General features: G+C 68.9%; 12 protein-coding genes. 1 reads left to right on the top strand and 11 read right to left on the bottom strand.

Features of this window, described 5'->3' with window-relative positions:
* Positions 1-6 precede the first annotated feature (6 nt).
* The gene (locus AAF430_14355) at positions 7-1365 is read left to right on the top strand and encodes a wax ester/triacylglycerol synthase domain-containing protein (GenBank protein ID MEM7411417.1); all 1359 of its coding nucleotides are present in this window, start codon (positions 7-9) and stop codon (positions 1363-1365) included.
* A gap of 15 nt (positions 1366-1380) precedes the next feature.
* Here the strand turns inward: AAF430_14355 and AAF430_14360 are convergent, their stop codons facing one another.
* The 11 genes from AAF430_14360 to AAF430_14410 form a co-directional block, all read right to left on the bottom strand.
* Complete coding sequence (locus tag AAF430_14360; GenBank protein ID MEM7411418.1) at positions 1381-1974, bottom strand: hypothetical protein; 594 nt, start codon at positions 1972-1974, stop codon at positions 1381-1383.
* 5 nt (positions 1975-1979) lie between these two features.
* Entirely contained in the window at positions 1980-3230 is a 1251-nt protein-coding gene (locus AAF430_14365) for a M48 family metalloprotease (GenBank protein MEM7411419.1), read from the bottom strand.
* Positions 3227-4021 carry a hypothetical protein gene (locus AAF430_14370; GenBank protein ID MEM7411420.1) on the bottom strand — a complete coding sequence of 265 codons (795 nt, stop codon included), beginning with the start codon at positions 4019-4021 and terminating at the stop codon, positions 3227-3229. The genes AAF430_14365 and AAF430_14370 overlap by 4 nt, the downstream gene beginning before the upstream one ends.
* A 141-nt stretch (positions 4022-4162) precedes the next feature.
* Positions 4163-5554 (bottom strand): aldehyde dehydrogenase family protein, encoded by a 1392-nt coding sequence (locus tag AAF430_14375; GenBank protein MEM7411421.1) that lies wholly within the window; start codon positions 5552-5554, stop codon positions 4163-4165.
* A 50-nt stretch (positions 5555-5604) separates the two neighbouring features.
* A complete protein-coding gene (locus AAF430_14380; protein ID MEM7411422.1) occupies positions 5605-7734 on the bottom strand; it encodes an NAD(P)/FAD-dependent oxidoreductase in 2130 nt (709 codons plus the stop codon).
* A 189-nt stretch (positions 7735-7923) separates the two neighbouring features.
* Positions 7924-8658, bottom strand: a complete 735-nt coding sequence (locus AAF430_14385; protein ID MEM7411423.1) for a hypothetical protein — start codon at positions 8656-8658, stop codon at positions 7924-7926.
* Between the two features lie 183 nt (positions 8659-8841).
* On the bottom strand, positions 8842-9159 hold the full coding sequence (locus AAF430_14390; GenBank protein ID MEM7411424.1) for an HNH endonuclease: 318 nt from the start codon (positions 9157-9159) through the stop codon (positions 8842-8844).
* Positions 9160-9211: 52 nt separating this feature from the next.
* A complete protein-coding gene (locus tag AAF430_14395; protein MEM7411425.1) occupies positions 9212-9823 on the bottom strand; it encodes a glutathione S-transferase family protein in 612 nt (203 codons plus the stop codon).
* Between the two features lie 7 nt (positions 9824-9830).
* Positions 9831-11384, bottom strand: a complete 1554-nt coding sequence (locus AAF430_14400; protein ID MEM7411426.1) for an AMP-binding protein — start codon at positions 11382-11384, stop codon at positions 9831-9833.
* 43 nt (positions 11385-11427) lie between these two features.
* Positions 11428-11766: a DUF1330 domain-containing protein gene (locus tag AAF430_14405; GenBank protein MEM7411427.1), complete on the bottom strand. Its 339-nt coding sequence runs from the start codon at positions 11764-11766 to the stop codon at positions 11428-11430.
* A gap of 13 nt (positions 11767-11779) precedes the next feature.
* A complete protein-coding gene (locus AAF430_14410) occupies positions 11780-12760 on the bottom strand; it encodes a haloalkane dehalogenase (protein ID MEM7411428.1) in 981 nt (326 codons plus the stop codon).
* Positions 12761-12829: the final 69 nt, after the last annotated feature.

Here is a 12829-nt window from a genome sequence, read left to right on the forward strand (position 1 = left end):
GGACCCATGAGCGTCGACATGTCGAACGCGCGCGCCGTACCGCGCCTCTCGGGGCAGGACCTCGCCTTCCTGGCTTTCGAGACCCGACGGCGTCCCATGCACATCGCCGTACGCGCCTCCTTCGAACTGCCCCTGGGCGTGCCCGCCCCGACGCTCTCCGGGCTGCGCGCGATCTTCGCGCGCGCGGTGGCCCGCGAGCCCGCGCTGCAGCGACGCCTGCTCCGGTCCTGGTTCCGCAAACCGCGCTGGGGTGACATCGGGCCGATCGACGTCGCCCGCCACATTCGAAGTCTTCGCGTCGATCCCAAGCATCGCGCGCGGGATGTCGACGTCTGTCTGCGCGCACCGCTCGACCGGGACCTACCCCTCTGGGAGATCTGGCTCCTCGATACGCCCGAGCGCCCGCGGACCTTCGAACTCCTGCTCAAGGTGCACCAGGTGCTGATCGACAGCGTGGGCGCCGTGGCGCTCTTCGAGCGGCTGCTCGAGTCCGCGCCAGTCCCGACGCTCGTCGGGCGCGGGCCGGGGCCGGAGCTCTACCCCGACGCCGAGTCCCTGGGTTCCGCGGCAAACCTCGCACACGATCCGTTCCGCAGTACCGATCGCACCGCCCTCAACGGGGGCATCGCCGAGCAACGACATCGCAGACTCGACGTCCCCTCCGCATCCTTCGACCGCGCGGCTCGGCGCCTCGGTGGGAGCCGCAACGATCTCTTGCTCTCCGTCGTGACCGGGACACTCCAGCGCTGGTTCGCTCACTCGCGGTGCTCGTTCCCGATGCGTTTGCGCGCGTTCTGTCCCGTGAGCCCGAGGCCGCGGGACAGTCGCGCGGGCTTCGGCAACCGCATCTCGCCCTGGTTCGTGCCGCTCCCGATGGACGAGCCGACCCTGGCGGGTCGCGTGGCCCGCGTGAACGCCGCGACGCGGGCCTTCCGCCGCAAGCAGGCCGAAGGCCGCGGCAATCAGATGGCTCGCTGGGTGCAGCGACTCGGCGGTTGGGTGGCGCGCCTGGGAATGGCGATCGCAAACTACCGACGCGACTACAACCTGATCGTGACGAGCGCGAGGGGCCCTCGCGCGCTCTCGCTTCTTGGCGCGCACCTGCGCGAGCTCACCGCGTTCGCGCCGCTGGTACCGGGCCAGCGCGTCGCCGTCGCCGTCGTCGAGTACGAAGGGCGTCTCTTCTTCGGGGTGACGGAAGGCTGGAAGCGCGCGACTCGCGGACGTCGCCTGATGGAATCCCTGGCCGAGGAGCTGACGCTGCTGGAGCGCTCCGCTCTGCGGGACGACCGAGCCGACTCGCCCCGCGCGCTGCGCACCTCGCGCGCCTTGCGGAGCCGGGTCTCCGCGGCGGTCGGCAGCTAGGCGAGATCCCGGGCGCTAGGCGCCTGCGGCCGTGAAGACGACCGACTCCGCCATCTGCTCGAAGTCGCCGAGGTAGCGCTCGAAGAAGTGCTGCTCGGGTGCGTTGAACTCGATCCGGTAGAGCCACGCCCCGACCGGACAGCCGTACTCGACGGTCCGCTTCTCGAGGCCGATCTCGTTCCGGTAGCGGTAGTCGAGGCGGAAGCAGCGCTGGCCCCCGATGGTCGCGGGCCGGTTCGAGACCAGGGCGAAGGCTCCGACGCCCTCGTCGGTGCGACGGCTGTCGATCGAGACGTTCGCCATGTCCTGCACCGTCAGGTTGCCGGCCAGGTTCCGGCTGGTTCCCTTCACGACCGAGGTCTTCGGAAAGCGGCGAACCCAGATCTCTTCGAGCTCGCCGCCGTGGACGGTGAAGAAGATGTGACCGACGACCGGCCCGTAGTAGGACGTCATCCAGCCCTGGGGCAGGTCGAACTGAATCTCGAAAGTGGGGTAGGTGAATGGCCGCGGCGACGACTCGTCGACCAGCACCCACGCCGGTGCGCAGCCCACGAGGAGGCTGCAGAAAGCGAGTACTGCGCCGCGCGCCCAGCGGGCTCGGTTGGCCAACACGTTCACCTCGCCTCGGCTTCGAGTTCGCGGAGGTAGCCCCGCACGTAATCGCCGTCTCCCGCTGCGGGTGCGAGCTGGAGATAGCGTCGGAAGTAGCGCCTTGCCTCGGCCGAGGCGTCGGGTGTGCGCTGGGTTCCCGTGGTCCGATAGAACGACATGCCGAGCTCGCGCGTGGCGTCGGCATGGCGAACGTCGAGGATCAACACCTGCTCGAAGGCGTTGCGCACCGCCTTGAGGGACGGCAAGCGTTTGCCTTCGATCGGCCTGGAGCGCTGTCCGGCGAGCGCGCGTCCGAGGAGCATCCAGCCGTTCGGATCGGTCGGGCGCGACTCGGTCGCGAGCCGGGCGCAGGTCTCCGCCGAGATGAACAACCCGACCGCCAGTTCGAGATCACACTGACGTAGGGTGGCGGTGTGCACGCGCCGGCGGAACCCGGCGGTGTCCGCCATCGGGCTGCGCGACGGCTTCTTGCGGGCGTAGTCGCGGGCGATCAGCGTCTCGTAGCCGGAGATGCGGGCCGAGATCTGAGGCGGCGGCGTGAACGGAGCCCAGCCCCAGATGCCCTGTGCGTGGACTTCGGCGAGATGGGTGAGGGACGCCTCGTAGAGGCCCAGCGTGCTTTGCACCGGGTAGCCGGCGTCGTGCAGGATGGCGAGCCCTTTCTCATCGGCGACCGTCTCGAGGTGATGATGGAAGCCTGCCGCCGTCGTGATCGAAGCGGCCTGGGCCAGCAGCTTGGCTTCGCCGCCGCCATCGACGAGCGTGGCGCCGACGCCGATCCATGCCAGGGTGTCCGCCCGCAGGCGCTTGTCGCGGTGGCCGCGCAGCGCGTGGCGATGGACGATGTGCGCGAGCTCTCTCGACAAGAGGGCTGCGAGCTGCGCTTCGTTCTGCATCCGCGAGAGCAGGGCCGTGTGGATGTAGATGACGCCGTTCGCGAACGAGTACCCGTGGATGTTCACGTTCGAGACGACGCGCGCCTGCGGCGTGAGGGACGCCTCGGCGAGCTCGGGCGGCGTCACCCGCTGCAGGAGCTTCGAGAGGTAGGCGTCGAGCTTTGGATCTTCGAAGAGCAGCCCGCTGACCTCGATCTGGTACTGGAGCTCTCGCGATTGCTTCCACAGCGCCTCTTCATCGGCGTCGAGGCGTCCCACCCCGACGTTCGTACCGAGCGGCGGCAGGGGCTCATAGGGCGTGACGCAGCCCATGGCGAAGAAGAGGATGGAAACGAACGGGAGGCTACGGAGCATCATGGCTGCATTCCGGTCAGGACCAGGTCGACGAGGGCCTTGCTCGCTTCCGGGTCGCGCAGGTCGGCCAGCGGCATCGATACCTTGTTGAAGAAGAGGACGTCCCCGGTCTGCGACTCGACCAAGGCCACGATCAGCTCGGCGGGGGTGGCGCTCGGGCCGGCGTAGCTACCCGTCGCCAGGGCCGCGACCGCACCCACCCCGATCAGGGCGGCGCGGTCCTCGGTGGGAATGAAATCGGTGGCGATCATCAGCAGGAACGCATCCGCCGGCGTGCCGGCCAGCAGCGCGCGCGCCTCGGGCCCGAGGGTGTAGTCGAAGTTCTCCATCTGGGGCGGGAAGAGCTGTCCCAGATCGTAGGTGTGGCGAAGGATCGCGTCCTTCGCGGATTCGAAGAGCAGCCAGCTCTGCTCGCCCTCACTCACCTGGGGACGGCTGTTCACGCTGCCCGGGTGGATGCGGAAATCGGGCCGCGGCGGGTGGGCGCCCGCGTAGGGCACGAAGATCTTGCCGGTGCTCTCGAGGTAGGTCTGCACCGCGCCGCGGGTGTTCTGGTTCGCGGTGTCGCTCCACTCCTGGACTTCCTGCTCGATGTCGCCGGACGACATCGCGGCGACCGAGACGAGCGGTGGCACCAGGGTGACGGTCTCGATGTCACTCCAACGCAGCGCCTGATTCGCCGGCGCGCGGTAGGGGCGCGGCAGGACGCACGCAGAGCCGAGCAGGGCGAGCACGAGGCAGAGCCAGGCTTCGAGACGACGCGGGCCGGTGCGTCGAGACGAGGGCGAGGACATGTTCGGTGGACACCCCAGCAGGGCCGGGTACAGGTCGCCCGATCCGCAGGCCCCCTCCCCAGCGTTCGCGGCCCACTATAGGGAAAGGCGTGTCGTTGCGAGCCCGCGGGTCGGCACTTTCGCGGCTGCGTTGCGCCGCCGCTAGGGGGCTTGCGCGCGCAGGTGAACGCTCTTCGGACGCGTCACCGAAGCGAAGCCCAGCTCCGAGAGGGAGCAGCCGAACCCCGAGTCCTTGACGCCGGTCCAGACGAGGGCGGGGTCGAGGTAGTCGCAGCGGTTGGCGAACACGGTGCCCGCTTCGATCTCGGGGGCCAGCCGCTCCGCGCGGTCGAGGTCCGCCGTCCAGACGGACGCGGTCAACCCGAAGCGTGAATCGTTCATCAAGGCGAGGCCCTCGGCTTCCGTCGAAACGCGCTGGATCCCGACCGCGGGCCCGAAGGTCTCCTCGCGCATGAGCGACATCCCGTGATCGACGTCGACCAGCAGCTGTGGGGCCAGGTAGCAGCGCGAGGTGTCCGGCACCTCGAAATCCGCATCGCCAACGAGCACCCGCGCGCCTGCGGCCTGGGCCGCGCGCACCTGCTCGCGGACGAAGTCGGCAGCCCCGGCGTTGACCAGCGGGCCGAGCGTCGTACCCGGATCGAGCGGGTTCCCGACCACGTAGGGCTTCGTGAGGGCGATCGCGGCTTCGACGAACGCGTCGTAGACCGGCGCGGCGACGTAGATGCGCTCGATCCCGCAGCAGCTCTGGCCGGCGTTGTAGAAAGCGCCGTCGACCAGGTTCTCGGCGGCGAAGGCGACGTCCGCGTCCTCGAGCACCAGTGCCGGGTCCTTGCCGCCGAGCTCCATGCCAGCCGGAATGAAGTTCTGTTCGGCCACGCTGCGGTAGATCTCGTGTCCTCCACGGACCGACCCGGTGAAGGAGACGTAGCCGAGGTCGCGCGACCCGATCAGCGCGGCGGTGGTGGCATGGTCCATCGGGAGCGCCTGCACGAGGCCTTCGGGCGCCCCCGCTTCGCGGAAGGCCCGCTCGAACTGATCGGCGACGAGGGCGGTCTGGGAAGCGTGCTTCACGAGCACGGCGTTGCCGGCCAGGACCGCGGGCACGATCACGTTGACGGCGATCGCGAGTGGATAGTTCCAGGCGGCGATGTCGAGCACGATCCCGACCGGTTCGCGTCGGATGAAGCGCCGAAAACCGGCCTTCTCCGGGAGTGCCGTGTCGGCGAGGGCGTCCTCGGCGATCGCGCAGAGATGCTCGGTCCGTTCGACCATCGTGCGCTCGAACTCGCCGCGCGCCTGACCCCGCGGCTTCCCCATCATGCGCGTGATCTCTTCGGCGTTCGCGTCGCCACGTGCGGCGTAGGCCGTGAGCATCTGGCGACACACGGCGATGCGCTCGGCCAGCGGTACCCGTCGCCATTCCTGCTGGGTCTCGCGCGCTCCGGCGACCCGGCGCTCGACCTCGTCCATCGCGACGAAGTCGAAGTGGTAGACCGGCTGTTCGTCGATCGGGCTGATGATCTCGGGCATGGGCGCGAGGTTCGCAGGATCCCGGGGATCGCGCTCGCGGCGGGCGGGGGCTAGTCGCGCAGCTCCGCGTGGAGCGTATCCACTACCTCCATCGCGTCGCGGATCGCGCCGCCGATGTAGCCCACGCCCGTGCCGTCCCCGATTTCGTACACACGGAGCCCGGCCTCGCGCAGAGCTTCCGCCTGGCGGGTGTCGCCCGTCGTACCCTTGGCGACGATCACGTGATCGGCCGGCGCCTGGGTGGTCTCGCCCTGGGCATTCGTGAAACGCACACCGTCGGGCTCGATGCAGATGTCCTTCGCCGACGGGAAGAGGGCAACTTCATGCTCGCGGAGCTCGGCGAGCATGCGCAGGCGTCGGACGAGCGTGATCCCCGCACCAAAGCGCGGGACGTCGTCCACGACGGTGACCTGTCTGCCGCGCTCGGTCAGTAACTCGGCGAGCTCGAGGCCGACGAGCTCGCCGCCGACCACCACGATGCGCTTTCCGAAAGGCATCCAGCCGCGCGTCGCCTTGCGGACGAAGGCGAGGTTCCGGGTGAGTCCGGTGGCGGCGCCCACCCGCGTGGCCAGCCGGGTCGAGAGCGAGGTCTTGCGTTGCAGGGCGTCGGAGGAGGCGCCGAGCATCAGGTCGCGCATGTCGTCGCCCGAGAGCACATGAGGCAGGTCGGCGCCGGGAATGTCGGGCAGACTCCGACGCGCCCCCGTGGCGACGACCACCGCGTCCGGTGCCCAGGCGGCCAGTTCATGGGCCGACGCTTCGGTGCCGAGTTTGAGTTCCACCGGGGCCGCTTCGACACGCGTGCGGAGCCAGTCGAGGAGGGGCTCGTTGGCGGCGTAGGCGAGGGAGGCGAAGCGCAGCGTACCGCCGAGCCGCTCGCTCTTCTCGAAGAGGACGGTCTCGTGGCCGTGCTCCGCGAGGCGACGGGCGGTCTCCATCCCCGCCGGACCCCCACCGACCACGGCGACGCGCAGCGTCCGACCCTTCGTCGGTGCAGCGTCGCGCGTGTACTCGATGCCGCACTCGGGATTGACGGCGCATTGGGTGGAGGCGCGGTTGTAGATCGCGCTCACGCACGTGTAGCAGTAGATGCAGGGGCGGATCTCACGCTCCCGGTTCTCTCCGAGCTTGCGCGGCAGGTGCGGGTCGGCGAGCAGCTTGCGCCCCATGCCGAGGAAGTCGAAGTGTCCCTGCGCGATCTCGGCATCGGCATGCGCGACCTCGACCCGACCCGACGCGATGATCGGGATCGAGACACCGCGCTTGATCGCGGCAGCGGCGGGGAGGTTCCAGTTCGGCTCGTGGGGAATGTTCGAGGCCGAGTGGAGCTTTCCCTGGGCGAAGTCGTGGTAGGCGCTCACGGTGATCGCATCCGCCCCGGCGTTCTCCAGCCACTGGGCCGTGACCTTCGCGTCTTCGAGCGAGATGCCGCCCTCCTTGCCGACCTCTCGCGAGTCGATCTTGACGATCAGCGGGAAGTCGGAGCCGACCTCGGCGCGCACGGCGCGCACGATCTCGAGCAGGAGCCGGGCGCGATTCTCGAGCGGTCCGCCGTATTCGTCGGTGCGGCGATTCGTCTTCGGCGAGAGGAAGGAAGAGGGGACGTAGCCGTGGCCTCCATGGACCTCGACGGCATCGCAACCCGCCTGCGCCGCGCGCCGCGCACCGGCGGCGAAGGCCGACACGAGATCCCGGATGTCGTCGTCGTCGAGTTCTTTGAAGGTGGGCATGCCAGTGCTGGCGAGGATCTCGAGCTCGGGCAGCAGGAATCCGTCGACGAAGTCGCCCATCTCGAGCCGCGGGGCCGAAGGGCACCACTGGGGGCGTCCGGCGACCGTGTCGTCGACGGCGTTGAGGCCCCCCTGGTGGAGCTGCACGGCGAAGCGTGCGCCGTGCCGATGCACCGCATCGACGACCTGCGCCAGCCCCGGAATGTGGGTGTCGTCCGAGATCCCGACCTGCCAGGGCTGAACCTGGCCCACCGGATACATCACGCCGCAGGCGCCGGAGATGATCAGGCCGGCCCCGCCGCGAGCCTGCTCCTCGTGGTAGGCCGCGATGCGGTCGCCCCAGTGTCCGTCTTCGTCACTGAGGTTCACCCCCATCGCCGTGACGAGGATGCGATTGCGCAGTTCGAGCGACCCGATGCGCCCAGGGGCGAGCAGATGGTCGTAGGCCACGACGTCTTCTCCGAGGGAGGAGCGCGGGGGGGAGCCTCGCGCGAGTCATGGCCAGGGTACTGCGGAATCGAAGCGGGCGTCCGAGCGTTTCGATGGCTCCGGGGACGCCGAGGGGACGAGGACTGTGCGGGCCTCTCACGGGAGCCGACAGAGCCCCCGCGAGAGGTCCGCTCGCGCCCGAGGAGCGCGTCAGGTCCGCGTGACGCGTCGGGCCACGAACCCGCCCACGAGGGTCAGCCCACACACCAGCGCGGAGACGCCGAAGCCACCGAGCGCCGGCACCGGCACCGTCGCTGCGTTCAGGTTGATGTTGACGACCTCGATGAAGTTCCCGCCCATGGGGTTGGGCCGCTGGAAGCGCAGCTCGGCCGTGTCCTCGCCGGGCAGACCGATCAGCCCCAGCATCGTCGACGGACTCGGCATGCTGCCGTTCGGCAACCCCGACGCGGGCGCCGACAGCGAGAACGCGATGAAGGGATACGCGTCGAAGGGCGCCACGAAGGCGGGGCCTGCCACGCCGAAGTTGTTGGCGCCCACGAGGTTGCCGGCGGGAAGGACGTTGTTGTCGATCACGTTGAGCTGGGTCGTGGTGGGCGGGACCGGATCCATCTCCCAGGACTGGCCCGCCATGTCGATCACCATCTCGACGACCGCGCCGTCGAAGAACAAGCCCATCTGCGGCGCGTTCGGATCGATCACGACTGTGACGGTGACCGGAGTCCCGACGTTGACCCCGTACGCCGTCGGTACCTGCGGCGTCTCGGTCGGGTTGAAGCTGACCTGGATGTTCTCCACCTCGCCCGTGTACTGCACCGTGTAGTTCGCCTGAGCCGCGTTCGCCGCCAGCACGACCACCGCGACGACGAGCCACGCACTTCGGCCGCTCTGCTTCCACCCACTCCACTTCCTGCGCACCATCTTCACCTCGAGTTCTCCTGGTCGGTGGGCACGGCAGCCCCGGCTCGGCGTACCGAGCCATTTCGCGCCCCGGATTCACGCGCGTCGGGAAGCCCCCGAGCGTCGACAGGATTCTCTCGGGAGCCCGTTAACCGGAGCGAAACCCGAGGAATTCCAAGGGGCTGGGGCTTCGCGGCCGCCGCCGTTCGGCTAGCGCCGGCGCGCCCGTCCGGCGCGCCGCGTCGGGACGTGGGTTCCGTCGGGCCGCTTCGCCACCCAGCGTACGAAGCGCGCGACCTCCGGGTGGGCGGCGAGCTTCTCGATCGTGTCGTAGGCGCGCTCGAGCTCCTTCTCGGAAAGGAGCACGTGGATCTGCTTGTGGCAGGGCGCGCACAGCCAGGCGATGCGATCGCGTTCACGCGTGCCCTTCTGGCGCGTGCGGGGTACCAGATGGTGACGCGTGGGGTGGGCGACGGCGCGCAGGCAGAGCTCACAGGCGTCGGCGCGGCGTCGCCCGTTCGTGTTCACCGCGAAACCGTAGCGGCGCTCGGCGTCGCGGCCGCTCTCGGGAGGGACCGCTTCAAACGGCTGCGGCGCGTTCGAAGGCCGGCCGCGCCGTCAGTCGCGCGAGGTAGGCCGACGTGCGCGGCGTGTCGGCATTCACGTATTCGAGGTGTCGGGCGATCATCAACCCGAACCCCAGCATGATGTCGGCCGCACTGAAGCGGTCGCCCAGGATCCACTCGCGCCCGTCGAGCGCGCCTTCGATCACGCCCACGAGGTTCGGTGCGATCTCGCGGCCCCGGTCGACCAGGACGGGCCACCGGCGATCCTCGGGGATCCGACCGCTGTGGGAAGCGATCTCTCCCATGATGACGGTCAGCGGGTTCTCGCCGTAGCCCATCCACTGGAGGGTGAGTGCGCCTTCCTCCGTATCGCTCGGCGGGATCAGCGCGCCCGCGCCGTACTTCGCGTCCAGATACGAGAGGATGGCGGCGGTCTCCCAGAGGAGGAAGCCGTCGTCTTCGATCGCGGGCACCTTGCCCAGCGGGTTGACCTTCAGGTACGCGGGACGCTGCATGGCGTCGCTGAACATCTCGACGGGCTCCAGCCGATAGGCGAGGTCGATCTCCTCGCAATACCAGACGACGCGCATCGAACGCGAGAGCGGGCTGTGGTGCAGGGTCAGCATTGGCCCGTCAGCTCTGCGACTTCGCCTGCTCGAGATACTCGTCGCGGAGCAGGCGCTTGTAGAGCTTTCCCGTCGGCAGGCGCGGCAGCTCGGGACGGAAGTGGATGTGCTTCGGCACTTTGTAGTGCGCGATCGACTCGCGCGCGTACGCGCGCAGCTCGGCCTCGAAGGCCTCGTCGCCCGTCACGCCTTCCGCGGGCTGCACCACCGCCTGCACGAACTCGCCCATCTCGGGGTCGGGTAGTCCGAAGACGGCGACGTCGGTCACCTTGTCGTGGACGATCAGGCAGTCCTCGATCTCCTGGGGATAGATGTTCACGCCCCCCGAAATGATCATGAACGCCTTGCGGTCGGTGAGATAGAGATAGCCGTCCTCGTCGAGGTATCCGACGTCCCCCAGCGCCGACCAGTTGGCGTGGTGGGGGTGCTGCGCCGATTTCGTCTTCGCCGAGTCGCCGTGGTACTCGAAGGGCATTTCGTCGCGCTCGAAGTAGATCAGTCCGGCTTCCCCGACGGGCAGTTCGTTGCCTTCGTCGTCACAGATGTGGGGCGTTCCGAGGATGGGCTTTCCGACCGAGCCCGGGTGCTCGAGCCACTGGGGCGAATCGATGAAGGTCAATCCGTTGCCCTCGGTGCCGGCGTAGTACTCGGTGATGATCGGGCCCCACCACTCGATCATCTGGCGCTTCACCTCGACCGGGCAGGGTGCCGCCGCGTGCACCACGTTCTCGAGGGACGAGGTGTCGAAGCGGCGACGCAGCGTCTCGGGCAGCTTGAGCATCCGCACGAACATGGTCGGCACGACCTGGCTGTGGGTGATCTGGTGCTGCTCGATCGCTTCGAGGAACGCCTCTTCGCGGAACTTCTCCATCACCACCACCGTACCGCCGAGCTCGTGCACCCCGGTCGACCACTGGAGCGGCGCCGAGTGGTAGAGTGGGGCTGGCGAGAGGTAGCGGGTGGACTCGCTCATCCCGAGCAGGTGCTGCTCGAGCGCGGAGATCGCGAGACCGCCCGGCTCGTCGATCTGCTTCCCCGACAGCCCACGCTTGATGCCCTTTGGACGCCCGGTGGTTCCCGAGGAGTAGAGCATCACGTCGCCGCGCGGTTGATCGTCGAGGCGTTTCGCGGGCATCGCCCCGGTTGCGGCCTCGTACGCCTCGAAGCCGTCGACGGTGCCGTCCATCATGAAGCGGTCGGTGCAGTCAGGGATCAGCGGGAGCATCTCGCTGACCGTCTCGGCCATGGCGCGCGTGGTGACGAGCGAGGTCGAGCCCGAGTCGTTGACGAGGTAGGCCGCCTCCTCCGCTGACAGGAAGCGATTGATCGCCGTGACGTAGAGCCCCGAGCGCAGCGCTGCCCAGTAGGCCTCGTAGTAGCGCGGGGTGTTCTCGGCGAGGATCGCCACGTGACCCCCCGGTCGGAGTCCGCGTTCCCACCACAGCTGAGCGAGCTGGTTCGAGCGGTCGTCGAGTTCGCGGTAGGTCACGACGGCGCCGGTCCCGGTCATGATGACGGCCGGCTTGTCGGGGTGGGTGGCGGCGTGGGTACCCGGATACATGGCGATCTCCTCGGGGCGCGAGTATACGAGCGCTCGGGGGAGACTACTCCCCTGCGGTCGGTCCCTCGGCTTCGAGCCAGGAGGCGACGTCCCATTCGCGGAACACGGTCCAGCTGTAGTTTCGCGTGGCGCGCTCTCGCAGGTGACCGACGCCCGCTTCGGCCTGTCGCTCCATCAGGGTCTCGAAATCGTCGAGTGAGCCGAAGCGCATCACCACCAGGTACTGGCGCCCTTCGCCCGAGAGCGTGCGCACGGGCGGATGACCGGCGACGACCGGCTGGGCGTCCAACCCCTCGAGAAGCGGCGCTGTCTCCCGCATGTAACGGCGATAGGCGTCTTCGGCGCCCGGGGCCAGATCGAAGAAGTTCAGTGCGTAGATCATCGAAGGCTCCCGACTAGGATCCGGTGGCGTGCATCCAGGCGACGACGCGCTCGGCGACGTCTTCCCCGCAGTCTTCCTGGAGGAAGTGCCCCGCGCGTTCGAGGGTGGCGTGGGGTTGTCCGGCGGCTCCGGGCACACGCTCCTGGAAGATGGCGTCCCAGCCGCCGGTCCCGGGATCGCTGTCACCGAACAGGGTCAAGAAGGGCTTCTCGAACTTGCCGAGGACGTCCCAGGTCGCTTGGTTCAGCGCGGCACCTACGTCGTTCCGCGTCACGGGTATGAGCGCGGGAAACTGGCGCATGCCCTGCTTGAAACGCTCTTCCGGAAACGGAGCGTCGTAGGCCTGCGCGGCCTCGGGCGCCAAGGGACGCGCCGTAGCGCCGTGCGCTGCCATGCTCGCTGCAAAATCCGGCGTGCGCTGCGAGAACGCGATCCACGACAGAAGCGCTTCGGCGATCTGGGTGTTGTCGCCCGGGAGCGCATGGTTGTCCTGCACCAGACGACCCGCGAGCGCGGGTTCGAGGGTGTGCAGCATCGTGTTGGCGGCGACCACGCGCGCGAAACGCGGACTCTCTCGAGCCACCACCCCCATGCCGATCGGGCCGCCCCAGTCCTGGCCGAAGACGGTGACGTCACGCAGGTCCAGACCGAGCACGAAAGCGCGCAGCCACTCGACGTGCCTTTCGAAGGTGAAAGAGGTGCGCTCGGTGAGCTTGTCCGAGCGGCCGAAGCCGATGTGGTCGGGGGCGATCGCCCGGAACCCCGCCGCGACGAAGACCGGAATCATCTTCCGGTAGAGGTACGACCACATCGGCTCGCCGTGCAGCAGCAGCACCGCGGGACCCTCGCGCGGGCCTTCGTCGACGTAGTGCATGCGCAGCGTCTGGGCGGGCTGCTCGGGGTTCGGCAGCTCGGCGTAGTGGGGTTCGAAGGGAAAGTCGGCGAGGTCCGCGAAGCGCGCTTCCGGCGTGCGGATCACCTCCGAGATCAACATGGCGTCTCCGGTCCGAGGGCAGGGCGTCGGGTCGAAGGGTCTCTCGCCCCACCGAGACGTCAAGAGGCA

It is taken from the genome of Myxococcota bacterium, from assembly GCA_039030075.1.
GTDB lineage: Bacteria > Myxococcota_A > UBA9160 > UBA9160 > SMWR01 > JAHEJV01.

Bases quoted from the DNA above. Each gene is read 5' to 3' on its own strand.
- AAF430_14355 (MEM7411417.1), top strand. From the start codon at position 7: ATGAGCGTCGACATGTCGAACGCGCGCGCCGTACCGCGCCTCTCGGGG.
- AAF430_14365 (MEM7411419.1), bottom strand. From the start codon at position 3,230: ATGATGCTCCGTAGCCTCCCGTTCGTTTCCATCCTCTTCTTCGCCATG.
- AAF430_14370 (MEM7411420.1), bottom strand. From the start codon at position 4,021: ATGTCCTCGCCCTCGTCTCGACGCACCGGCCCGCGTCGTCTCGAAGCC.
- AAF430_14375 (MEM7411421.1), bottom strand. From the start codon at position 5,554: ATGCCCGAGATCATCAGCCCGATCGACGAACAGCCGGTCTACCACTTC.
- AAF430_14395 (MEM7411425.1), bottom strand. From the start codon at position 9,823: ATGCTGACCCTGCACCACAGCCCGCTCTCGCGTTCGATGCGCGTCGTC.
- AAF430_14400 (MEM7411426.1), bottom strand. From the start codon at position 11,384: ATGTATCCGGGTACCCACGCCGCCACCCACCCCGACAAGCCGGCCGTC.
- AAF430_14405 (MEM7411427.1), bottom strand. From the start codon at position 11,766: ATGATCTACGCACTGAACTTCTTCGATCTGGCCCCGGGCGCCGAAGAC.
- AAF430_14410 (MEM7411428.1), bottom strand. From the start codon at position 12,760: ATGTTGATCTCGGAGGTGATCCGCACGCCGGAAGCGCGCTTCGCGGAC.